The 21591-nt window shown below is 66.7% G+C and carries 22 protein-coding genes; 5 read left to right on the top strand and 17 right to left on the bottom strand.

Features of this window, described 5'->3' with window-relative positions:
- Window positions 1–207 precede the first annotated feature (207 nt).
- From AC1MB9_RS01245 to guaB, 3 genes are all read right to left on the bottom strand, one after another.
- Entirely contained in the window at window positions 208–1956 is a 1749-nt protein-coding gene (locus tag AC1MB9_RS01245) for a glycerol-3-phosphate dehydrogenase/oxidase (RefSeq protein WP_479963230.1), read from the bottom strand.
- Window positions 1957–2005: 49 nt separating this feature from the next.
- Window positions 2006–3124 (bottom strand): GuaB3 family IMP dehydrogenase-related protein, encoded by a 1119-nt coding sequence (locus tag AC1MB9_RS01240; protein WP_479964559.1) that lies wholly within the window; start codon window positions 3122–3124, stop codon window positions 2006–2008.
- Window positions 3125–3208: 84 nt separating this feature from the next.
- Window positions 3209–4711, bottom strand: coding sequence for an IMP dehydrogenase (gene guaB, locus AC1MB9_RS01235; RefSeq protein ID WP_479963229.1), 1503 nt, complete (start codon window positions 4709–4711; stop codon window positions 3209–3211).
- Window positions 4712–4979: 268 nt separating this feature from the next.
- Between guaB and AC1MB9_RS01230 the strand changes: the two genes are divergently transcribed.
- From AC1MB9_RS01230 to AC1MB9_RS01215, 4 genes are read left to right on the top strand one after another with little or no spacing between them, the layout of a single operon-like run.
- Window positions 4980–6281, top strand: coding sequence for a branched-chain amino acid ABC transporter permease (locus AC1MB9_RS01230; protein WP_479963228.1), 1302 nt, complete (start codon window positions 4980–4982; stop codon window positions 6279–6281).
- 12 nt (window positions 6282–6293) lie between these two features.
- Window positions 6294–7274, top strand: coding sequence for a branched-chain amino acid ABC transporter permease (locus AC1MB9_RS01225; protein WP_479964558.1), 981 nt, complete (start codon window positions 6294–6296; stop codon window positions 7272–7274).
- Between the two features lie 40 nt (window positions 7275–7314).
- Window positions 7315–8211: an ABC transporter ATP-binding protein gene (locus AC1MB9_RS01220; protein WP_479964557.1), complete on the top strand. Its 897-nt coding sequence runs from the start codon at window positions 7315–7317 to the stop codon at window positions 8209–8211.
- Window positions 8198–8965, top strand: a complete 768-nt coding sequence (locus AC1MB9_RS01215; protein WP_479963227.1) for an ABC transporter ATP-binding protein — start codon at window positions 8198–8200, stop codon at window positions 8963–8965. The genes AC1MB9_RS01220 and AC1MB9_RS01215 overlap by 14 nt, the downstream gene beginning before the upstream one ends.
- Before the next feature lie 243 nt (window positions 8966–9208).
- Here AC1MB9_RS01215 and AC1MB9_RS01210 read toward each other — a convergent pair whose 3' ends face one another.
- From AC1MB9_RS01210 to groES, 4 genes are all read right to left on the bottom strand, one after another.
- Window positions 9209–10507, bottom strand: a complete 1299-nt coding sequence (locus AC1MB9_RS01210; RefSeq protein WP_479963226.1) for an ABC transporter substrate-binding protein — start codon at window positions 10505–10507, stop codon at window positions 9209–9211.
- A gap of 130 nt (window positions 10508–10637) precedes the next feature.
- Window positions 10638–11348, bottom strand: a complete 711-nt coding sequence (locus AC1MB9_RS01205; protein ID WP_479963225.1) for an ABC transporter substrate-binding protein — start codon at window positions 11346–11348, stop codon at window positions 10638–10640.
- A gap of 41 nt (window positions 11349–11389) precedes the next feature.
- Entirely contained in the window at window positions 11390–12352 is a 963-nt protein-coding gene (gene rarD / locus AC1MB9_RS01200; RefSeq protein WP_479963224.1) for an EamA family transporter RarD, read from the bottom strand.
- Window positions 12353–12488: 136 nt separating this feature from the next.
- Window positions 12489–12785, bottom strand: a complete 297-nt coding sequence (gene groES / locus AC1MB9_RS01195; RefSeq protein WP_035840685.1) for a co-chaperone GroES — start codon at window positions 12783–12785, stop codon at window positions 12489–12491.
- A 130-nt stretch (window positions 12786–12915) separates the two neighbouring features.
- Here groES and AC1MB9_RS01190 point away from each other — a divergent pair, with 130 nt between their 5' ends.
- Complete coding sequence (locus tag AC1MB9_RS01190) at window positions 12916–14118, top strand: class I SAM-dependent methyltransferase (RefSeq protein ID WP_479963223.1); 1203 nt, start codon at window positions 12916–12918, stop codon at window positions 14116–14118.
- Window positions 14119–14226: 108 nt separating this feature from the next.
- Here AC1MB9_RS01190 and AC1MB9_RS01185 read toward each other — a convergent pair whose 3' ends face one another.
- The 10 genes from AC1MB9_RS01185 to glmS form a co-directional block, all read right to left on the bottom strand.
- Window positions 14227–14628: a hypothetical protein gene (locus AC1MB9_RS01185; RefSeq protein WP_479963222.1), complete on the bottom strand. Its 402-nt coding sequence runs from the start codon at window positions 14626–14628 to the stop codon at window positions 14227–14229.
- A gap of 62 nt (window positions 14629–14690) precedes the next feature.
- On the bottom strand, window positions 14691–15245 hold the full coding sequence (locus AC1MB9_RS01180; RefSeq protein ID WP_479963221.1) for a hypothetical protein: 555 nt from the start codon (window positions 15243–15245) through the stop codon (window positions 14691–14693).
- Between the two features lie 76 nt (window positions 15246–15321).
- Window positions 15322–15705, bottom strand: coding sequence for a DUF4190 domain-containing protein (locus AC1MB9_RS01175; RefSeq protein WP_479963220.1), 384 nt, complete (start codon window positions 15703–15705; stop codon window positions 15322–15324).
- A gap of 85 nt (window positions 15706–15790) precedes the next feature.
- Window positions 15791–16858, bottom strand: a complete 1068-nt coding sequence (tsaD, locus tag AC1MB9_RS01170; RefSeq protein WP_479963219.1) for a tRNA (adenosine(37)-N6)-threonylcarbamoyltransferase complex transferase subunit TsaD — start codon at window positions 16856–16858, stop codon at window positions 15791–15793.
- Between the two features lies 1 nt (window position 16859).
- Window positions 16860–17366 carry a ribosomal protein S18-alanine N-acetyltransferase gene (gene rimI, locus AC1MB9_RS01165; protein WP_479963218.1) on the bottom strand — a complete coding sequence of 169 codons (507 nt, stop codon included), beginning with the start codon at window positions 17364–17366 and terminating at the stop codon, window positions 16860–16862.
- Window positions 17367–17999, bottom strand: coding sequence for a tRNA (adenosine(37)-N6)-threonylcarbamoyltransferase complex dimerization subunit type 1 TsaB (tsaB, locus tag AC1MB9_RS01160; protein WP_479963217.1), 633 nt, complete (start codon window positions 17997–17999; stop codon window positions 17367–17369).
- Window positions 18000–18008: 9 nt separating this feature from the next.
- Entirely contained in the window at window positions 18009–18839 is an 831-nt protein-coding gene (locus tag AC1MB9_RS01155; RefSeq protein WP_479963216.1) for a sulfite exporter TauE/SafE family protein, read from the bottom strand.
- 9 nt (window positions 18840–18848) lie between these two features.
- Entirely contained in the window at window positions 18849–19358 is a 510-nt protein-coding gene (gene tsaE, locus AC1MB9_RS01150) for a tRNA (adenosine(37)-N6)-threonylcarbamoyltransferase complex ATPase subunit type 1 TsaE (protein ID WP_479963215.1), read from the bottom strand.
- The gene (locus AC1MB9_RS01145; RefSeq protein WP_479963214.1) at window positions 19355–19708 is read right to left on the bottom strand and encodes a holo-ACP synthase; all 354 of its coding nucleotides are present in this window, start codon (window positions 19706–19708) and stop codon (window positions 19355–19357) included. The genes tsaE and AC1MB9_RS01145 overlap by 4 nt, the downstream gene beginning before the upstream one ends.
- Window positions 19709–19727: 19 nt before the next feature.
- Complete coding sequence (gene glmS, locus AC1MB9_RS01140; RefSeq protein ID WP_479963213.1) at window positions 19728–21578, bottom strand: glutamine--fructose-6-phosphate transaminase (isomerizing); 1851 nt, start codon at window positions 21576–21578, stop codon at window positions 19728–19730.
- Window positions 21579–21591: the final 13 nt, after the last annotated feature.

Here is a 21591-nt window from a genome sequence, read left to right as displayed (position 1 = left end):
CCGGTGTTCTCACACCATTCAGCGGCGGCCCTGTGGGGTTTGGCACGAAACCTGGCCGGCTTCGGCGCATTTCTGCACGCCGACGGCATCCCACGTGCTCGATGACCGCGCGGCCGCGCCCGGTTTGGGTGCTCGCCACGCCGGTTCCCGTAGCGGCCACCGACATCGGGGGTGGTGACCGCCGAACGGGCGGGACAAATCGGCGCGCTACTGGGTGGCGGAGGTGATGTCGGGAGCCGCGAGCCGCACACGGTCGGCGGACTCGTCGTCGGGCTCTTCCTGGGACGCACGCTCGGCGGCGACCCGGGTGAGGTAGACGGTGATCTCGCGTTCCGTCTGCTCCTCATCCCAGCCGAGCACCCCGGCCATCAGCCGCGCGGCGACGGGGGCAGCGGAGACACCGCGATCCCACGCCTCGATGGAAATGCGGGTGCGCCGCGCCAGGACATCATCGAGGTGCAGCGCTCCCTCGTGTGAGGCGGCGTAGACGATCTCGGCCGCAATGTAGTCGTCGGCACCGGGCATGGGCTCGGTGAGCGAGGCGTCCGCACGAATCAGGTCCAGCAGTTCGTCGGTGAGGGTGCCGTACCGGTTGAGCAGGTGCTCGACGCGTACGGTGTGCAGGCCGAAGGCCCGCGCGATCTTGCGACGCTTGTTCCAGGCGGCCTGATACCCCTCGGCGCCGAGCAACGGGATATCGTGGGTCGTCGACGCGGGAATCTTGCCGTCGAGCGCATCCACGGCGGCATTGACGGCGTCTTTCGCCATGATGCGATACGTGGTCCACTTGCCGCCGGCGATCACCACCAGCCCGGGCACGGAGTGCCCGACGAGGTGTTCGCGGGAGAGCTTGGAGGTCTGGTCGGATTCGCCGGCGAGGAGCGGGCGCAGTCCGGCGAACACTCCCTCGACGTCTTCGCGGGTGAGTGGCACCCTCAGCACGGTGTTGACGTGCTCGAGGATGTAGTCGATGTCGGCCGCCGTCGCCGCCGGGTGCGCCTTGTCCAGGTGCCAGTCGGTGTCGGTGGTGCCGATGAGCCAGTGCCGGCCCCAGGGAATGACGAAGAGCACGCTCTTCTCGGTGCGAAGCAGCAGGCCCATGGCCGACTGGAAGCGATCCCGCGGCACCAGCAGATGCACTCCCTTAGACGCACGCACCTTGAACGTTCCGCGTTCGCCGACCATGCGCTGCGTGTCATCGGTCCACACGCCCGTGGCGTTCACCACCTGCTTCGCGCGCACGTCGAAACGTTCACCGGTTTGCAGGTCGTGCGCGTGCACGCCCACGACGCGCTCACCGACCTTGATGAAACCCTCGACCCGTACCCGACTCGCCGCGTGGGCGCCGTAGAACGATGCGGTGCGCACGAGCGACGCAACGTAGCGGGCGTCATCGACCTGCGCGTCGTAGTAGGTGATGCCGCCCACAAGCGCGTCGTTGGCGAGGCTGGGCATGAGCCTCTGCACCTGCCGCTTGGAGAGGTGGCGGTGGTGCGGCACCCCGGGCGCACGCCCACCCATATACGAGAACACGTCGTAGAGCAGCATGCCCGCACCGACGTAGAACCGCTCGGTGAAACGCTTGTTCAGCGGGTACAGAAAACGCACGGGCTTCACGAGGTGCGGGGCGAGCCGCTGCAGCAGCAATCCACGTTCCGTGAGCGCCTCGCGAACCAGTCGAAAGTCGAGCTGTTCCAAGTAACGGATGCCGCCATGCACGAGTTTGGACGACCGGCTCGACGTTCCCGACGACCAGTCCCTCGCCTCAAGGATCCCGACGCTCAGCCCGCGGGTCACCGCGTCCATCGCACAACCCGCACCGACGATGCCGCCGCCGACAACCAGAATGTCGAGTTCTCGGGACTTCAGCTTCTCGAGCGCCGCATCGCGTTCCTCCGGGCCCAGCCTGGTGGACCGAGTCACTGACTTACGTGGGACCGAGTTCTGCGAGGCCATGTGCGACTCCTGTTCAAAGAGATGCGGGACAACTGCGTCACAACCGACGTTACTTCACCGGGTACGGCGCGACAACCACCTCGACGCGCTGGAACTCCTTCAGGTCCGAGTAACCGGTCGTGGCCATGGAGCGCCGTAGTGCGCCCACGAGGTTGGCCGTGCCGTCGGCGCTCGGGGCCGGTCCGTAGAGAATTTCTTCCAGCGGCGCCACCGTGCCCACCTCGACGCGCCGACCGCGCGGGAGCTGCGGGTGGTGTGCCTCCGCACCCCAGTGGAAGCCGCCGCCGGGGGCATCCGTCGCCCGGGCGAGGGCGGTGCCGAGCATCACGGCGTCGGCACCGCAGGCGATGGCCTTCACGATGTCGCCGGAGGTTCCCAGTCCGCCGTCGGCGATGACGTGCACATAGCGGCCACCGGACTCGTCCATGTAGTCGCGACGAGCGCCGGCAACGTCGGCTACGGCCGTGGCCATCGGAGCGTGGATGCCGAGGGTTGCGCGGGTGGTGGAGGCCGCTCCCCCACCGAAGCCGACGAGCACGCCGGCCGCGCCGGTGCGCATGAGGTGCAGCGCCGCGGTGTAGGTGGCGGCGCCGCCCACGATCACGGGCACGTCGAGTTCGTAGATGAACTTCTTGAGGTTGAGGGGTTCCTGGGTCTGCGACACGTGCTCCGCCGACACCGTGGTGCCGCGGATGACGAACAGGTCGACGCCGGCGGCGACAACGGTTTCGTACAGCTCCTGGGTGCGCTGCGGCGACAGGGCACCGGCCACGGTGACGCCGCCGGCGCGGATCTCGGCCAGACGTGCGGTCACAAGTTCGGGCTTGATCGGGGCCGAGTACATCTCCTGGAGTCGCGCGGTCGCCTGCGACTCCGGCAGACGACGGATCTCGGCGAGCAGCGGTTCCGGGTCGTCGTGACGGGTCCAGAGGCCTTCGAGGTCGAGAACGCCGACACCGCCGAGCTGCCCCATTTTGATGGCTGTCGCGGGAGACACGACGGAGTCCATCGGCGCGGCGAGCACCGGGATCGCAAACTGATACGCATCGATCGACCAGGAGACAGAAATGTCTTCCGGGTCTCGGGTGCGCCGACTCGGCACCACCGCAATGTCGTCGAAGGCGTATACGCGGCGAGCGCGCTTGGAACGGCCGATCTCGATTTCCATACTCACCCCATCAGCTTAGGTGCAGCCACAGACACGTGTTGCCCCGCCCGACGTTCACGGGCGAGGCAACAGGTTCAACGAGGCCTAGCGGCGGTAGTTCGGCGCCTCCACGACGATCTGCACGTCGTGCGGGTGCGATTCCTTCAGGCCGGCCGAGGTGATGCGCACGAACTTGCCCTGCGCCTTGAGCTCGGCGATGGTGCGCGCACCGACGTAGAACATCGACTGCCGCAGGCCGCCGATGAGCTGATACGCCACCGCGGACAGCGACCCGCGGTAGGGCACCTGGCCCTCGATGCCCTCGGGGATGAGCTTGTCGTCACTGGGGACATCCGCCTGGAAGTAGCGGTCCTTCGAATACGACGTCTTCGTCCCGCGGGTCTGCAACGCACCGAGCGACCCCATGCCGCGGTACGACTTGAACTGCTTGCCGTTGACGAACGCGAGCTCCCCGGGGCTTTCATCGCAGCCGGCGAGCAGCGAGCCGAGCATCACGGTGTCGGCGCCGGCCACGAGGGCCTTCGCGATGTCACCCGAGTACTGCAGTCCGCCATCGGCGATCACCGGGATGCCGGTCTCCCGGGCAGCCAGGGAAGCCTGGTAGACGGCCGTGACCTGGGGAACGCCCACGCCGGCCACAATGCGGGTGGTGCAGATGGATCCGGGGCCCACACCCACCTTGATCGCGTCCGCACCGGCGTCGATGAGCGCCTGGGCGCCGGAGCGTGTGCCCACGTTTCCGCCGATCACGTCGACATCGGCGAAAGCCTTGTCGCTCTTCAGGCGACGGATGATGTCGAGCACGCCGGAGCTGTCGCCGTTGGCCGTGTCGACCACGAGCACGTCAACACCGGCCTCGAGCAGCGCGGTCGCCCGCTGCCACGCATCGCCGAAGAAGCCGATGGCCGCGCCGACGCGCAGACGCCCGTTGTCGTCCTTGGTGGCGAGGGGGTATTCCTCGCTCTTGTCGAAGTCCTTCACCGTGATGAGCCCGGTGAGTTTGCCGGCCGCGTCGATCAGGGGGAGTTTCTCGATCTTGTGCTTGGCGAAGATCGCGAGTGCGTCTTCGGGCGGCATGCCGACCTTGCCCGTGATGAGCGTCGAGGTGGTCATCACGTCGCGCACGCGGGTGGTGCGCTTCTCGTCCCTGGGCACGAAGCGCATGTCGCGGTTGGTGATGAGACCGACGAGCACTCCCTCACCGTCGACCACGGGGAGGCCGCTGATCCGGAACTGCCCGCAGAGGGCGTCAACCTCCGCCACGGTGGCATCGGGCGAAGTTGTTACCGGATTGGTAATCATGCCGGATTCGCTGCGTTTGACGAGGTCGACCTGCTCGGCCTGGTCGCCGATGGAGAGGTTGCGGTGCAGGATTCCCAGGCCACCCTCACGAGCCATCGCAATCGCCATGCGGGTCTCGGTGACCGTGTCCATGGCGCTCGACAGCAGGGGCGTGGCGACATTGATTCGCTTCGTGAGGCGCGACATTGTCACTGCCTCACTGGGAATCACGTCGGTGTGGCCCGGCAGGAGCAGAACATCGTCGTAGGTAAGACCGATGAAACCGAACGGATCTGGCTGATCCATGAAACCTCTTAACTCGTGTGTGCACGCATTACTTGTCTCGAAAAATGACCCCGCCCGCGCGCTGCACTGGGCTGAAAGCGGTTCCTCAATGTTAAGCGTGTTTAGGTCCCGCGCATTCCTCCGAGCGCACTACGGAAACAAACTCGGGGCGCCGGTGCCTGACTTCGAAACATTTACGACATAATCGGCAGGTACCGTCAACAACGTTGTTGGCAGTGAGACTCGGCGCCCGCCGGCTACAGGCTGTCGGCGCCCCCATGGAGGTCCAGTGAAACCCACTGACACGGCTCGCAGAATTACACCTCGGATACTCATCGTGCTCCTCGGCGTACTCTTCGCGGCCCTCACCCTGTCCACCCTCACAGCGGCCCCGGCTCATGCCGATGAGGTCGGCACCGAGTACGATTTCGCCTTCGCCGGCAACGTGCAATTCAACGGCGAGGCCCTGGAGGGCGTGCTCATTTCGCTCAAGGGCGCCGGGTACGAGGCCGAGGTCGAGACCGACGCCGAGGGTAAATGGCGGATCGGCGTGCCTGAGCGCGCCGAGTACACCATCACCCTCGACGAGGACACGCTCCCCGACGGGATCGCCATCGTGAAGGAATCCCAGATCAAGGCGGAGTTCGGACAAACCAAGTTCAAGTCGGTGAACTTCTTCCTCGGACAGGCGGAGCGGAACACGGTCAGCTTCTTTGACCAATTCCTGAACCGGGCGGTGAACGGCCTCAACTTCGGCCTCCTGCTGGCGCTGGCGGCCATCGGCCTGTCGCTGATTTTCGGCACCACCGGGCTGAGCAACTTCGCCCACGCCGAACTCGTCACCTTCGGCGCCCTGATGACGCTGGTCTTTTCGGTGAACTTCGCGCTCCCCATCTGGCTCGCGATCATCATCGCGATCGTGCTGAGCGCCGGTCTCGGCTGGGGACTCGATGCGGTCATCTGGAAACCGCTGCGTCGCAAGGGCGTGGCGCTGGTTCCCCTGATGATCGTGAGCATTGGTCTCTCGCTGGCCCTGCGCTACCTGTACCAGTACTTCTTCGGCGGTTCGACCAGTCAGCTGCCCGGTTCCGGTGGGGCCGACCTCAAATTCGGGCCCGTGTCACTGTCGGTGATCGACATGGCGAGCATGGGAATCAGCATCGTCGTGCTGCTGCTCGTTGCCTTCTTCCTGCTGCGCACCCGCATCGGCAAGGCGACGCGTGCGGTTTCCGACAACCCCAGCCTGGCATCGGCGAGTGGCATCGACGTGGACGGCGTCATCAAGATCGTCTGGGTGTCCGGAGCGGCCCTCGCCGGGCTCAGCGGCGTGCTGTGGGCCTACTTCCGACCCGGCGTCAGCTGGGACATGGGCTTCCAACTTCTGCTGCTCGTCTTCGCGGCCGTCACCCTGGGTGGCCTGGGCACCGCGTTCGGGGCCCTGATCGGCTCCATCATCGTCGGCTTGTTCGTTGAGCTGTCGACGTTGTGGCTTCCGTCCGACATGAAGTACGTCGGCGCGCTCGTGATTCTGATCCTGGTGCTGCTGTTTCGGCCTCAAGGCATCATGGGTCGCAAAGAGAGAATTGGTTAAGGGGCAACGATGATCGACTGGCAAGCAATCTTTGGCAACGCAGCCGTCGAGCTGCTCAGCCCGACGACCGCGGCGTACGCGCTCGCGGCCCTGGGCCTCGCAGTCCACTTCGGATACACCGGACTCCTGAACTTCGGCCAGGCCGGCTTCATGGCCCTCGGCGCCTACGGGTACGCGATTTCGATCCTGACCTTCGGGTTCCCCGTCTGGGGCGCCTTCCTGGTCGGTGTCGGGGCATCCGTCATCTTCGCCCTGATCCTGGGAATTCCCACCCTGCGGTTGCGGGCGGACTACCTGGCGATCGTGACGATCGCATCCGCGGAAATCGTGCGATTGCTGTTCACGACGAACACCTTCGCCTCGGTCACCGGTTCGGCCAACGGCCTCAGCGGCTACAAGAACGAATTCGCGGCGCTCAACCCGCTGCCCGCGGGTTCATACGGCTTCGGCCCGTTCGAGAACAACGCCTACGACACCTGGCTGCGCCTTGTGGCCTGGACGATCGTGATCGTGGCCTGCCTGCTCGTCTGGCAGCTCATGCGCAGCCCCTGGGGACGCGTCATCAAGGGCATCCGCGAAGACGAGGATGCCGTGCGTGCGCTCGGCAAAAACGTCTACGCGTACAAAATGCAGTCGCTCGTCATCGGCGGCGTCTTCGGTACGATCGCCGGCATGATCTTCGCCCTGCCGCGGGCCGTGGTGCCGTCGAATTACCAGACGACGCTGACGTTCTTCATCTACGCGATCCTGCTGCTCGGTGGCGCCGCGACCATCCTCGGCCCGGTGATCGGGTCGATGATCTTCTGGGTGCTCTTGTCCTTCTTCTCCGGGTTCATGGCCCGGGCGGTGGAGGCGGGCTGGTTGCCCTTCATGACCAATGTTCAAGCCGGCCAGTTGCGCTTCATCCTGGTGGGGGTCGCGATTATGCTGATAGTCATATTCAGACCGCAAGGCATCTTCGGCAATAAGAAGGAGTTGGCCTTTGTCCGATAACGGTGTTCCCGCAAACAACGCCCCGGATGACGTACAAGTCATCCCGTCGACCAAGCCGGTGAAGTCCACCGACCTGCACATCGGGGAGGCGGTCCCGGGCTGCCAGAAACGCGATCCGATCCTCGTCGCCGATCACGTGCGACGCAGCTTCGGCGGCCTGACCGCCGTTGATGTCGCCCACATCGAGATTCCGCGCGGCGCGATCACGGCCCTGATCGGGCCCAACGGCGCCGGGAAGACGACCCTGTTCAACCTGTTGACCGGGTTCGACAAGCCGGACAGCGGAAAGTGGACGTTCGAGGGCCGGTCGCTGGCCGGACTGCCCGCATTCAAGGTCGCCCGCCTGGGCCAGATTCGCACCTTCCAGCTCACCAAGGCGCTCGGCCTGCTGACGGTGATGGACAACATGCTGCTCGGCGCGAAGGGGCAGATCGGCGAGGACCTGTTCCGCTCAATGTTCCCATTCCTGTGGCGTCGACAGGAGGCTGCCAACGAGATCAAGGCCGCCGAGCTGCTGACGCGTTTCAAGCTGTTCGAAAAGAAGGACGACTACGCCGCGAGCCTGTCGGGCGGGCAGCGCAAGCTCCTGGAAATGGCGCGGGCGCTGATGAGTGACCCCACCCTGGTGATGCTCGACGAACCAATGGCCGGCGTGAACCCTGCCCTCACCCAGTCACTGCTTGACCACGTGCTGAACCTCAAGGCGCAGGGCATGACCGTTCTCTTCGTCGAACACGACATGCAAATGGTGCGCCACATCGCCGACTGGGTGATTGTGATGGCAGAGGGCAAGGTCGTCGCGGAGGGCGACCCCCATGAGGTCATGCGCAATCAGGTCGTGATCGACGCTTACCTGGGCCAGCACCACGATGAAGACATCGGCGAGGACCAGGAACACGTTTCAGCCATGAAGGAGTTGCTCGATGACGAACGTTAGTCCCAGCGCCACCCCCGCCGCAGCCCCTGAGCGCGACAAGGTGGTCGAAGTCCGCAACGTCACCGCCGGGTATGTCACCGGGGTGAACATCCTCAATTCCTGCTCACTCACTGCCTACGACGGCGAGCTCATCGGCATCATCGGGCCGAACGGCGCGGGAAAATCCACGCTGCTGAAGGCGATCTTCGGTCTGGTGAAGGTGCGCGAGGGTGAGATCATGCTGCGCGGCAAAGACATCACCAACCAGAAGGCGAACAAGCTCGTCTCCCAGGGCGTGGGTTTCGTGCCGCAGTCCAACAACGTCTTCCCGACCCTCACCATTCGAGAAAACCTGGAAATGGGCATTTACCAGAGGCCGAAGGGCCTCATGGAGCGGCTCGAGTACGTGACCGAGATCTTCCCGGAACTGGGCAAAAGGATGTCCCAGCGAGCGGGATCGCTCTCGGGCGGCGAGCGGCAGATGGTCGCCATGAGCCGCGCGCTCATGATGGGCCCGCACGTCATGCTCCTCGACGAGCCCTCGGCGGGCCTGTCGCCCGTGCGACAGGACGAGGCGTTCCTGCGCGTGAAGGAAATCAACAAGGCCGGAGTCACGACGATCATGGTCGAGCAGAACGCCCAGCGCTGCCTGCAGATCTGCGACCGCGGGTACGTGCTCGATCAGGGCAAGGATGCCTATACCGGCACCGGTCGCGAATTGCTCAACGACCCCAAGGTCATCGGCCTGTATCTGGGCACCCTCGGCCAGGACTAGCTCCTCCCGTTGCACAGAAGCGGCGCCCGGCCTCCTTGGCCGGGCGCCGCTTCTGTGCGCCCGCACGCGCCCCGTGGAGCCTTCCGACGCCGGCACCGCGCCCGAAGCCGGTCGTCGCTACGGTAACGGGCGTAGCGACCACCCAGACCGGGGGCGGCCGCGGGGAACGGCGGGACGCGCATCCGTGCACGCAGAAGGGCCCCGACCGAAGCCGGGGCCCTTCTGCGCTGTGTTGCGCTACAGCTAGTTGATGCGGCTGTAGGTGTTGTCGTCCGCGTACTCGTAGATTCCGATGGTAGCCTCGGTCGGGTCGCCGTGCTCATCGAAGGTGACCGGCCCGGAGAAGCCGTCGTAGTCGATCTGCTCACCGTTGGCGAGTGCCTCGGCACCGGCCGCGAAGTCGGTGACCTTGACCCCGTCGCCGGTTCCACCAGAAATCTGGCGGAGGTGGTCGGCGATCGAGCGGCCGGAGACGTCGTTGGCCGCATAGGCGGCCAGGGCGATCAGGACCACGGCATCGTAGGATTCCGCGGCGTAGCTGTAGTCGGTCAGCGACGCATCGATCTCAAGCAGGCGATCCGTGAAGTCGCCGAGGCCGCCGACGTCGAGGCCGGGAAGGGTTCCCTTGGCGCCGGTGACGGTGCCGGGGGCGAAGTCAGCGCTGTAGTCCTTGAGATTGCCGTCAACGAAGTACAGCTTGTCGCCCGGGAAGCCGGTGCCGGTGAGTGCCGGAACGATGACCTTGGACTGGTCGAAGGTGATCAACACGATCGCGTCAGGAGCCTGCGCGGTGACGTCGGAGATCTGAGCGTCGAAGTTGGAGTCGCCCTCGTTGAACAGGGACTCCGCAACGACTTCACCACCGGCAGCCTCAAACGCGGCCTTGGTCGTTTCCGCCAGGCCGGTGCCGTAGGCGTCGTTGAGCACGATCATGCCGAGGGTGGCGTTTCCGTCGGCGGCGATCTGGTTGCCGAGCACTTCACCCTGGAGCAGGTCCGAGGGTGCGGCGCGCCAGTAGAGGTCGTCATCGGGGTAGTCGGTGAAGTCGGCCGACGTGTTGGCCGGGGAGAACTGCACGACGCCGGCGCCGGTGATCTTGTCGATCACGGTCTTGGAGACGCCCGAGGAGGCCGCTCCGACAATGGCCGAGACATCCTGCGAGAGGAGGTCGGTCACCGAGACGGTTGCGGTGTCGGTCTGGGTGTCTCCGGAGTCGCGGAAGATCGCTTCGACGTTCAGGCCGAGTCCGGCGTCATTGATGTCGTTCACGGCCAGCTGCACAGCGGCTTCCTCCGGCGGGCCGAGGAAGGCCAGCGCGCCACTCTGCGGGAGAATGGTGCCGATTTTCAGGGTGAGGTCGCGGTCGCCGGCCTCAATTTCCTTGAAGTCGCCGCTCGCCGTGGGGTTACCGTCGCCGGCAGGCGTGTCGGTGCCACCGGAGCTGCATCCGGTGAGCAGCAGCGCACTCACTCCAACCATGGCAATTCCGGTGACTACTGCACGAACCGACCGGGAGGCCGGGGCCTTCGCGAATACGCTCATGTTGCTCCTTGGGTATCGGAAAAAACAAACGATCACGGCACCCATTTGACTGCCGTTGAGCCACAGTATTGAATCCGCCGACCCGATAACCACCATCTTCGGCTCCTGAGCGCGTTATGGAGCCAAATCGTTACGATTGGCGGCCGGTCAGTCCCTGATACTCAATCTGCAAGCCCGCGTCCAAGGCGAGCACGCATTCGCCCCACGACGTGCACACTGCCGACCCCTGGCGCACCCTCACCCAGCCCGCCTCCAGCGACGCTGCCCCGTCGTCTCCGGTCGCCATCGCGGCGAGCGCGGTGGCGATGACGCCGTCGTAGGCTTCCGCCGCTCCCGCCGTGTCGGTCAGGCCCGGATCGGCCACGGTCAGGCGTGCGCCGAAGTCCGCGCTGACCGCGAGGGGAGTGCCGCCGTTCACGAGGTCATTCAGCGAGAGCAGCGCCGCGGGAGCGACGGATGCCGCCAGTTCGGGCCTTGCCGCGGTCTGAGCGTCCCACAGCACCGCATCCACGGCCCGGTCGATCAGGTTCGTGAAGTTCGCCGCTTCATCCCCCGCCGAATTACGATGGATGAGCTGCACCGGCTGGCCGAGCACGCCGCCCTGGGCGGCGATCTCCCGTGCGGCTATTTCTGATCCGGCCACCTGGGCGGCGCCGCCGGCCGCGTTGTCTCCGGTTGACGGAAACAGGGTGCCGATGCGCAGCACGCCGTCACCGGTGGGAACCACCGGCGCGGGCGTCGGGGCGGCAGTCGCGGGCACCGGCACGGGTTCCGAGCACCCCCCGAGGGTGGTGACGAGCGCTGCGGCCAGGAGCGCGGCAAGAAGGGCGGGGCGGGGCATCGGAGTCCAATCGGATGGTGTTCCCCGAGCGTAGCCTCGGATCAGACCAGTTCGAGGGACGCTCGCCGGGCAGTCCGGCCGGAAGCGATCATGTCCACAGTGAGAACGATGAGCGCAACCCACACCAGGGAGAATCCCACCCAGCGTTCAGGGGGCATCGGTTCCTTCAGGATGACGACACCCACGAGAAATTGCAGCACCGGCGCCGCGAACTGGATCAGCCCCAGTACGGTGAGGGGCAGTCGGCGCGCCGCGGCAGCAAACAGCAGGAGGGGAACCGCGGTCACCACACCGGCCGCGAGCAGACCCAGGGTATGCGCCGTAGACACCGTTCCGAACGTGAGGCCGGACAGGCTCCCGACGACCACGAGCTGGATGATGGCCACGGGGGCCACCCACGCCGTCTCCAGGGTGAGTCCGGTGACCGCGTCGACGCGCGGGCCCACCCGCTTCTTCATCAGGCCGTAAAAGCCGAAAGAGAAGGCCAGCACGAGCGAGATCCACGGAAGCGTACCGTAGCCGACGGTGAGCACAATCACCGCGACGAGGCTGATGGCGACGGCTATCCACTGGATGCGACGCAACCGTTCCCGCAAGATGAGCACGCCGAGCAGCACGGTGACGATGGGGTTGATGAAGTATCCGAGTGCAGCCTCGACCACGTGACCGGTCATGGCGGCAAACACGTAGGTCTGCCAGTTCACGAAGATGAGCAGCCCGGCGAGACCCATGGTGAACATCACCCGGCGCTGGCGCAGCACGGCGCGAAGCGCGCCCCATTTGCGCGTGGCGGTGAGCAGCACGAGGCAGAACACGAGGGAGAAGAGCACCCGCCAGGCGACGACCTCGAACGCTCCCGTGGGAGTGAGGAGCAGGAAATACAGGGGAAGCATTCCCCAGAGGCCGTAGGCGAGAAAACCGAACAGCAGTCCACGAGTGTGGTCAGAGCGCGACGTGCCGACAGCAGTGGCCGACACGGTCGGGCTCGGCGGAGCATCCGTCATTGAAAATTCCTGTCTACAACTCTGCCAACGTTCATCGCACCCGGTGTTGCCACATTGGAATGTAACGCCGGGGAACACAAAAAAACTCCCGGATGGCAAGGCCATCCGGGAGTTCTTGTCGTACGGGTGAAACTACTTAGCGAACAACGACGGCGAGAACGTCGCGAGCCGACAGAACGAGAAGGTCGTCGCCACCGAACTTCACTTCGGTTCCGCCGTACTTGGAGTAGAGCACCTTGTCGCCGACGGCGATGTCGAGGGGGACGCGGTTGCCCTTGTCGTCGATGCGGCCGGGGCCGACAGCAACAACTTCACCCTCCTGGGGCTTTTCCTTGGCGGTGTCAGGGATGACGAGTCCTGAAGCGGTCGTCTGCTCTGCGTCGACCTGCTTGATGACGATGCGATCCTCGAGCGGCTTGATGGAGACCGACACGGTTGACCTCTTTCTTTACGAAGATATGGGTTAGCAGACTCACAACGAGAGTGCTAAATCGAGCTTAGGGTGCATCTGGCACTCACGCAACGTGAGTGCCAGATGCGGGCGCGATTGATAGGTTTGTTCAATGGAACGCACCGAGCTCGTCGAGCTGCTTTCGCCCGAGGGTTTACGCCTGCTCGATTCCCTTCCGCGCTACGACACCATCGACGTCGTGCGGGCGGTGAGCGAGCTGCGCAAGGCCGGCCATGCCGCCGGCCTGGTGGCTGCGGCGTTGAGCCAGGCGCGGCTGCGCGCGAAGGCCGGATCCAAGTTCGGTGATTTCGCCAGCCGTATGCTCTTCACCGAGGCCGGACTCGAGCAAGCCACGCGCCTGCGTGTCGCCGCGCTGCACGCCGGTCGTTTCGCCGCGCTTGGCGCGGGCACGGATCGGCCTCCTCGCATCGTCGACCTCGGGTGCGGCATCGGCGGGGACGCCATGGCCATGGCCGCCATCGACCTCGACGTCACGGCCGTTGACGCCGACGAGGTGACGGCGACCGTGGCGAGCTACAACCTTGCGCCCTTTCCCCAGGCGAGCGTGGTGCACTCCCCCGCCGAAGAGGTCGACCTGGACGGCTTCGACGCGGCCTGGCTCGACCCGGCGCGCCGCACGAGCGGGCACAGCAACACCTCGCGCCTCACCCGCCCAGACGACTACTCCCCCTCCCTCGACTGGGCCTTCGCCCTGGCCCAGCGAATGCCGGTGGGCGTGAAACTCGGTCCGGGCCACGACCGCGACCTGATCCCGTCCGAGGCAGAGGCACAGTGGGTGTCCGTTGACGGCCAGCTCGTGGAGATGGGGCTCTGGTTCGGCGCGCTCGCCCGGGAGGGCATCCGTCGTTCCGCGCTGCTGTTGACGTCGAGCGGCGTCGTCGAGATGACCGCGGGCGGCGACAGCGAGGACGCCCCGGTGGGCGACCTCGGCGGCTACGTCTACGAGCCGGACGGTGCCGTCATCCGGGCGCGCCTGATCGGTGACCTCGCCCGCACCCTCGGCGCCGAAATGCTCAGCGAGGGCATCGCGTACCTCACGGCGCCCGCACTCGTGCAGACCCCGTTTGCGAGCGCGTTCCGAGTGCTCGAGGTGCTGCCGGTCGACGAGAAGAAGCTGCGCCTGGCACTGCAGGAACGCCACATCGGCACGCTCGAGATCAAAAAACGCGGAGTGGACGTGGACCCGGCCGCCCTCCGTACCCGGCTGAAGCTCAAGGGGCCGGAATCGGCGACCCTGATCCTCACGCGCGCGGCCGGGCATCGGGTCGCGCTGCTCGTGGAGCGCGTGCGCTGACCGCGCTCCCCTGCACGGCACACGGAGGCCCTCGGAGGTTTTCGTGACACGCCGCATTCCCAGCGCGCGGATGCGGCGTGGCGAGTCCGAGTCAACGTGCCCGGCGGTTCAGCCCAGAACGACCTGAGTGACGTACAGGAACCAGAACACGGCGAGCAGGATGCCGCCGAGGCCGGTCAGGAGGCCGCTGAGCCAGAAGACCTTCGCCCGGTACTCGACGGTGCGGGCGATCAGGGCCAGGATCACGGCGGTCACCGAGACAAAGATGCCCCACACGCCGATGATCCCGAGCAGCAAACCCAGCAGTCCGCAGACCAGGGCCGCGATGGACAGCCGGCGGCGGGTCGTGTGCGCGTGCATTTCCGCGTCGGTGTAGACATACGGAACCCACTCGGTGGGCGCGGTCACGGTCGATTCCCAGGCCAGTTCGCTGCCGGGGGGCGCCGGCGGACGAGTGTGGTCCAGCCGAACGTCGTCGTCGGCGTCAGCGTCGCGGTGCGCTCCGCTCATTGCAGTCCTCCGTGATACCAGGGGCCGGCGGGCCACCCCGTTGGGGGTGACCCGCCAGCGGATCAATAACCGTTATACGCGTTGCCGGCGGCGAAGAGCAGACCCCACAGCACGAGGCTGAGGATCATCAGGCCGATACCCACGAAGCCGGTGATGATTCCGGTCAGCCAGAATCCGCGTGCGGCCGGTTCCCGCTTCTTGCCGAGGAAACCGAGAACGACTCCGGCAGCCGGGAAGAGCAGACCGAGAAATCCTCCGACGAACGGAATGATGGCGATCGGCGAGCCGATGACGCCGATGGTGCCCGCGATCATGGCGAGGATGCTGAGCATCGGCTGCTTCCTGGCCGGCGCGGCCGCGTAGGGGTCCGACGCGTAGGGGTTCGCCGGGGCGCCGTAGGCGGGCGGCGGGGTGGCGGGGCCGCCGGCCGACGGAGGGGTCGGCGCTCCGTAGCTGGGCGGCGGGGTGGGCGCCGCGTAGCTCGGCGCCGGCGGCGGCGTGGGCGGCGTGGGCGCGGACGGCGGCGCGACCGGAGGAACGCTCGGCACCTGCGGTACGTCGGGAACGTCGGGAACGTCGGGAACGTCGGGAACCTGCGGGGTAGTCGGATCACTCATGGAGTTCGTTCCTTTCGAAATGGTGCGGGCGCTGCCGGCGTTGGTGCCGAACGTTGCGGGCTGGTTCCCAGCCGCGCTACAGGTCGCGGAAGATCTCCGGGTTCATCGCAACGCCGCTGCTGATCAGCGCAATGACCACGATAACGGTGATGATTCCGGCGAGGATGCCGACGTAGCCGAGCACCACACCGGCGATTGCGAAGCCTCGGCCCTTCTCGCCGGTCTTCTTGATCTGTGACAGGGCGATGTGCCCACAGATGACCGCGGCGAGAGACACCACGAATGCGCTGACGAACGACACGATCGCGAGCACGTTGAAGGTCTCGGGGCCCGGGCCGGTCGGCGCTGCGTAACCTGTCGGAGCCTGCTGCGCATACACGGGTGCCGGCTGGGCCTGGTAGGCGGACGCGGGGGGCGGTGTCGGTTCGGCCGGAGGCACGTTATTGGTGGAATCTGACATGTGAGAACTCCTCAAAACAACTGACGGGGGGGCGCTTCCCCCAGAATATCCCGCAGCTGAGAATATAGCTTGGTGAGACGGGGTTTTATGCTTGGATGTCGCTGACCGGGAGGGTGGAATCCGCCCCGAAATCCAGCGACGACGGCTCGTGCCCGGCCATGATCAGCTGGGCTCCGAGCGCGGCGATCATGGCGCCGTTGTCGGTGCAGAGCGACAGTGGGGGTACCCGCAAGACGATGCCGGCGGCTTCCGTTCTCTCGGCGGCAACCTCACGCAACCGTCGGTTGGCGATCACCCCACCGCCGAGCAGCAGCCGGGGCACGTCGTAGGCGACACAGGCGGCCACGGCCTTGGTGAGCAGAATATCGACGACGGCCTCCCGAAAGCTCGCCGCAACATCGTTGATCGGCACCGGCTTTCCGGCATCTTCGTGCTGTTCCACCCAGCGGGCCACGGATGTCTTCAGTCCCGAGAAGGAGAAGTCGTAGCGGTGCTGCGCCATGTCCTTGGGCTTGCTCAGTCCGCGCGGAAAGCGGATGGCGTTCGGGTCGCCGGTGAGAGCGGCCGCGTCGATCTGCGGGCCGCCCGGATACGGCATGCCGAGCACCCGCGCGACCTTGTCGAAGGCCTCCCCCGCGGCATCGTCGATGGTTTCGCCGAGAAGTTCGACGTCGCCGGTCAGGTCGCGCACGAGCAGCAGGGAGGTGTGACCGCCGGAGACGAGCAGCGCAATCGTCGGGTATTCGAGGGGTTCATCCGCGCTGTGGGCTCCGGTGCGCAGGAGGTCTGCTCCCACGTGCCCGACGAGGTGATTGACCGCATAAATCGGCTTGTCCAGCGCGACGGCGAGGGCCTTAGCGGCGCCGACGCCCACCATGAGGGCGCCCGAGAGCCCGGGTCCGCTCGTAACGGCGATCGCATCCACGTCGTCGAGGCGAATTCCGGCCTCGGCCACGGCGGCGGTGATGGCCGGCACGAGCTCGTCGAGGTGGGCCCTGGCGGCGACCTCCGGGACGACGCCGCCGTATCGGGCGTGCTCGTCCATGGAACTGGCGATGGTGTTGGAAAGCAGGCGCGTGCCACGGACGATGCCGATGCCGGTCTCATCGCACGAGGTTTCGATGCCGAGCACGAGGGGATCTGTTCGGTTCATGTCAGGCCTCGCTTGCGTCGGGGGTGGTGGCGAGCGCCGCCCGCGGCGCCGGGATGTTCAGGCGCATCACGAGCGCGTCAACATTGTCGGGCTGGTAGTAGCCGCGCCGCACGCCGAGTTCGTCGAAACCGAGGGAACGATACAGCCCCTGAGCCGACGGGTTGTCGGCACGCACCTCCAGGAACACCTGCCGGGCACCGCGGGCGCTCGCCTCGGCGATGAGCCGCAGCATGAGCACCCGGCCGAGGCCATGCCCGCGGGCGTCGTCCGCCACGCCGATGGTCTGAATGTCGCCCTCGGCCGCGCCCTGCGGCGCGAGCAGGCCGGCATACGCCTGGATCCGCGTGGGGTCGTCCGGCGGAAACGCCACGAGGTAGTAGCAGGCCGGGTCGGCCACGTCGCGGGCCATCATCTCGCTCGACCAGGCATCGTTCTCGAAAATTCCGGTTTCGAGCACCATGATCGCCGGCACGTCGGCAGAGGTTGCCCGGCGCAACTGCCAGGTCACTCAGCTCACCCGCTTGCGGCCGTTGGGCAGGGTCACATCGGGCGAACGCAGGTAGAGCGGGGCGTCGGCGGCGAACGACGATCCGGCGGCGAAAGACAACTCGGCGACGAGTCCGAGGTCGCCGGCCGAGACGGTGGCCGCGTCCAGGCGCGGTACGCCGGCGTGCTCGAACGATGCTTCGAGCAGTTCAGCGGGCTTGGCGAGACCGGGCGTGCCCATGCGGCGGGGCAGCCCTTCGGCATCCGCGTCGCTGTAGGCCGACCAGTACACCTCGCGGCGGCGGGCGTCGGTGACCACGAGCAGCGGCCCCTGATGACCGGTGCGGTACGCGTTGAAGGCGATCGCGTCGTGACTGACAACCGGGACGAGGGGTATGCCGACGCCCAGCGCGAAGACGCGGGCGGCCGCGATGCCGACGCGCAGGCCGGTGAACGGCCCGGGGCCCATGCCGCCGACGATGCCGGACAGGTCGCTCGCGGAGACTCCGGCTTCGGCGAGGCATTCCTGGATCAGGCGGCCGATGACCTCGGCGTGGCGCATGGTGTCGCGTTCGGCGCGTTCGCTGATCACGCCACGGTCGAGGTCGACGACGGCGACGCTCGTGCCGGCTGAGGTATCAATGGCGAGAAGCACTCGTCAAGACTATACGCGCGGCGCGCGGTCCCGGCGCTGGGCCCGCACGGCCTTAACGGCGAGCTGCAGCGCCGCGACGACGAGCAGCACCGCGAAGAGGATGCTCGACACCTGCGGGGTCATCAGCAGGGCGAGCGTAACGCCGGGAACGGATGCCGCCACGGCCGCGATCCCGACCACGACGCCGTCGCGCAGATCGACCAGGTGACCGCGCAGGTTGGCGATGGTACCCACCAGGCCGGTGGGGATGAGCACGAGCAGTGACGTGCCCTTGGCAATGAGGTCGCTCGCCCCGAAGACGGCCACGAGCGCCGGCACCGCGATGACTCCGCCGCCGATGCCGAACAGCCCCGAGGCGATGCCCATGATCAGGCCGAGTGCCAGGTAGCCGAACACGACGGCAACGCTCAGGTCGACCGGCCCGACGCGCTCGGGGATGAGGAGCAGCATGCGCACGGCGACGAGAAGCATCAGCAGGATGAACATCCAACGCAGCCAGACGAGCGGGATGCGGCGCAGCAGCATGCTGCCGATCACGGCCCCGATCACCGCACCCGCCGCGATGATGCCACCGGCCACAAGGTCGATCTGGTCGTTGGCGAGGTAGGCCAGCGACCCCACGAGGGCCGTGGGGATGATGGCCACAAGCGAGGTCGCCCCGGCGCGGCGCTGGTCCATGTGCGCGAACGTGATCAGCAGCGGAACCATGATGATGCCGCCCCCGACGCCGAACGCGCCGGAGAGCAGACCGCCGATCAGGCCGATGATCGCGAGCGCAATCCAGTAGCGGGGGCCCTTGCGGGGGGACGTGAGATCCGTCGACGTGCTGGGGGCAACCATGGGTTCAGCCTAGGCGTCGGGCCAGCCTGCGGACCGCCACCGCGGCCCATGGCCGGTGAGCGTGATGATGCGGGGTTCGTCGAGGTCGAGGTCAGGGTCGTCGCCGGTGGCGGCATCCGGGTGGACTGCCGATGCGCCCGTCGGCCGTTCGATGTCGATGTCGAGCCAGGAGTCGGTGATGCCGTCCAGCATGCCGCGGCCCCATTCGACCACGACGATCGACCGTGCGAAGTCGATATCGAGGTCGTCGAGTTCGAGGGCGCTGCCGAGTCGGTAGGCGTCGACGTGCACGAGCGGCGGGCCGCCCACGGTGCTCGGATGCGTGCGGGCGAGCACGAAGGTGGGACTCGTCACGGCGCCGCGCACGTGGAGGCCTTCCCCAAGCCCGCGGGTGAGGGTGGTCTTGCCGGCGCCGAGCGGGCCCGTGAGCACCACGAGATCCCCGGCGCGCAGGCGTGAGCCGAGTTCGATCCCGAACCGGTGCATCGCCTCCGGGGTTTCGGCGGTGATGACGCTCATGCGCCCTCGGCGACGACGAAGGCGCACGCGACACCGGCGTCGTGGGTCATCGTGACGTGCAGGCTCGTGATGCCCCTGGCGTGCAGGAGGGTTTCGAGCGGGCCGTGCAGCACGAAGCCGGGGTTGCCATGCGCGTCGGAGACGATTTCCATGTCCTGCCAGGTGACTCCCCCGCTGTCACCGAGGGCTTTGATGAGCGCCTCCTTGGCGGCGAAGCGAGCCGCGAGGGAGTGCACGGGCAGACTGCGCTCCCCCTCGGCGAAGAGCCTCGGGATGAGTCCGGGGGTTCGTTCGACCTGGCGCGTGAAACGCGCCAGGTCGACGATGTCGACGCCGATACCTCGGATCATGTGTGGTCTGCTCGGGCGGTTATTCGACCGTGACCGACTTCGCGAGGTTGCGTGGCTGGTCCACGTCGAGGCCCTTCGCGATGGCCAGTTCCATGGCGAACATCTGCAACGGAACCACGGCGAGCAGCGGCTCGAACAGCGGCGCCGCGAGCGGAATGTGAATGACGGTATCGGCGAACGGCAGCACGGCCGCATCGCCGACCTCGGCGATGGCGATGATGCGGGCGCCGCGGGCGCGGATCTCCTGAATGTTGGAGACGACCTTCGGGTGCAGGTGCGCGGATCCGCGGGGGCTCGGGACCACCACGAACACCGGCTGGCCGGGCTCGATCAGGGCGATCGGACCGTGCTTGAGCTCGCCGGCGGCGAAGCCCTCCGCGTGGATGTAGGCCAGCTCCTTGAGCTTGAGTGCCCCCTCGAGGGCGATGGGGAAGCCCACGTGGCGGCCGAGGAACAGCACGGCACGGGTGTCACTCATCCAGCGGGCCAGCTGGCGCACCGCGTCCTCGACGCCGAGAACGGTGGCGAGCTTCTCGGGAATGGCCTGCAGTTCGGCGACCTGCACTGCTTGCTCTGACGCGCTGAGGCTGCCCCGCACACGAGCCAGGTGCAGCGCGAAGAGGTACAGCGCCGAGATCTGTGCGACGAAGGCCTTGGTCGACGCCACGGCGACTTCGGGGCCCGCGTGCGTGTAGATCACGGCGTCGGACTCGCGCGGGATGGTGGCGCCCTGCGTGTTGCAGATGGAGATGGTCTTGGCGCCGAGGGACATCGCGTACTTGACGGCCATGAGCGTGTCCATGGTTTCGCCGGACTGGCTGATCGAGATCACGAGGGTGTCAGCGGAGAGCACGGGGTCGCGGTAGCGGAACTCGTGACTGAGTTCCACGTCCACGGGCACCTGTGCCCACTTCTCTATGGCGTACTTCGCGGTCTGGCCGGCGTACGCCGCCGTGCCGCAGGCGATGATGACGATACGGCGGATGCCGGCAAGCACGTCGTCGCCGAAGGCCGTGAGTTCGGGAACCTCGACGTGGCCGTCGTGCACGCGCCCGCGCAGGGTGTTGGCGACGGCGTCGGGCTGCTCGGACACTTCCTTGGCCATGAAGCTGGACCATCCGCCCTTTTCCGACGCGGAGGCGTCCCAGGCGATGTCGAACTCTTCGGTTTTCACCGGGACGCCGTCGAAGTCCGTCACGGTAACGCTCGTGGGGGTGATGGTCACGATCTGGTCCTGGCCGATGGCCACGGCCCGGCGCGTGTATTCGACGAATGCGGCCACATCGGAGCCGAGGAAGTTCTCGCCGTCGCCGAGCCCGATCACGAGCGGGGAGTTGCGGCGGGCGCCCACGACGATGCCCGGCTGGTCCTTGTGCACGGCGAGAAGCGTGAAGGCTCCGTCGAGGCGGGCGACAACGGCGCGGAAGGCCTCGGCGAGATCGCCGACGCGCTGGTATTCGCGGCCGAGCAGCACGGAGGCCACCTCGGTGTCGGTTTCGCTCAGGAAGCTGAAGCCTTCGGCGAGCAGTTCGTCACGCAGCGGCGCGAAGTTCTCGATGATGCCGTTGTGGATGAGGGCGAGCTTGTCGTTGTCGCCCAGATGCGGGTGCGCATTCCCGTCGGTGGGACCACCGTGGGTGGCCCAGCGCGTGTGTCCGATCCCCGTACGCCCGTTCGCGATCGGGTGCGCCGCCAGCTCGTTGGAGAGCACGGCAAGCTTGCCCGCGCGCTTCACGGTATTGAGATCGCCGTTGTCGGCGATCACGGCGATGCCCGCCGAGTCGTACCCCCGATACTCAAGCCTGCGCAGACCGCCCAGAAGGACCTCGACGCTTTTACTGTCTCCGACATAACCCACGATTCCGCACATAGCGTTGATTTTA

The sequence above is a fragment of the Cryobacterium sp. AP27 genome (genome assembly GCF_056680495.1).
This window is presented reverse-complemented; position numbering and strand designations above follow the sequence as displayed.

Excerpts from the sequence above, each read along its gene's own strand:
- AC1MB9_RS01245 (WP_479963230.1), bottom strand. The coding sequence starts at position 1,956 with ATGGCCTCGCAGAACTCGGTCCCACGTAAGTCAGTGACTCGGTCCACC.
- AC1MB9_RS01240 (WP_479964559.1), bottom strand. The coding sequence starts at position 3,124 with ATGGAAATCGAGATCGGCCGTTCCAAGCGCGCTCGCCGCGTATACGCC.
- guaB (WP_479963229.1), bottom strand. The coding sequence starts at position 4,711 with ATGGATCAGCCAGATCCGTTCGGTTTCATCGGTCTTACCTACGACGAT.
- AC1MB9_RS01215 (WP_479963227.1), top strand. The coding sequence starts at position 8,198 with ATGACGAACGTTAGTCCCAGCGCCACCCCCGCCGCAGCCCCTGAGCGC.
- AC1MB9_RS01210 (WP_479963226.1), bottom strand. The coding sequence starts at position 10,507 with ATGAGCGTATTCGCGAAGGCCCCGGCCTCCCGGTCGGTTCGTGCAGTA.
- AC1MB9_RS01205 (WP_479963225.1), bottom strand. The coding sequence starts at position 11,348 with ATGCCCCGCCCCGCCCTTCTTGCCGCGCTCCTGGCCGCAGCGCTCGTC.
- rarD (WP_479963224.1), bottom strand. The coding sequence starts at position 12,352 with ATGACGGATGCTCCGCCGAGCCCGACCGTGTCGGCCACTGCTGTCGGC.
- AC1MB9_RS01190 (WP_479963223.1), top strand. The coding sequence starts at position 12,916 with ATGGAACGCACCGAGCTCGTCGAGCTGCTTTCGCCCGAGGGTTTACGC.
- AC1MB9_RS01185 (WP_479963222.1), bottom strand. The coding sequence starts at position 14,628 with ATGAGCGGAGCGCACCGCGACGCTGACGCCGACGACGACGTTCGGCTG.
- AC1MB9_RS01180 (WP_479963221.1), bottom strand. The coding sequence starts at position 15,245 with ATGAGTGATCCGACTACCCCGCAGGTTCCCGACGTTCCCGACGTTCCC.
- AC1MB9_RS01175 (WP_479963220.1), bottom strand. The coding sequence starts at position 15,705 with ATGTCAGATTCCACCAATAACGTGCCTCCGGCCGAACCGACACCGCCC.
- tsaD (WP_479963219.1), bottom strand. The coding sequence starts at position 16,858 with ATGAACCGAACAGATCCCCTCGTGCTCGGCATCGAAACCTCGTGCGAT.
- AC1MB9_RS01155 (WP_479963216.1), bottom strand. The coding sequence starts at position 18,839 with ATGGTTGCCCCCAGCACGTCGACGGATCTCACGTCCCCCCGCAAGGGC.
- tsaE (WP_479963215.1), bottom strand. The coding sequence starts at position 19,358 with ATGAGCGTCATCACCGCCGAAACCCCGGAGGCGATGCACCGGTTCGGG.
- AC1MB9_RS01145 (WP_479963214.1), bottom strand. The coding sequence starts at position 19,708 with ATGATCCGAGGTATCGGCGTCGACATCGTCGACCTGGCGCGTTTCACG.
- glmS (WP_479963213.1), bottom strand. The coding sequence starts at position 21,578 with ATGTGCGGAATCGTGGGTTATGTCGGAGACAGTAAAAGCGTCGAGGTC.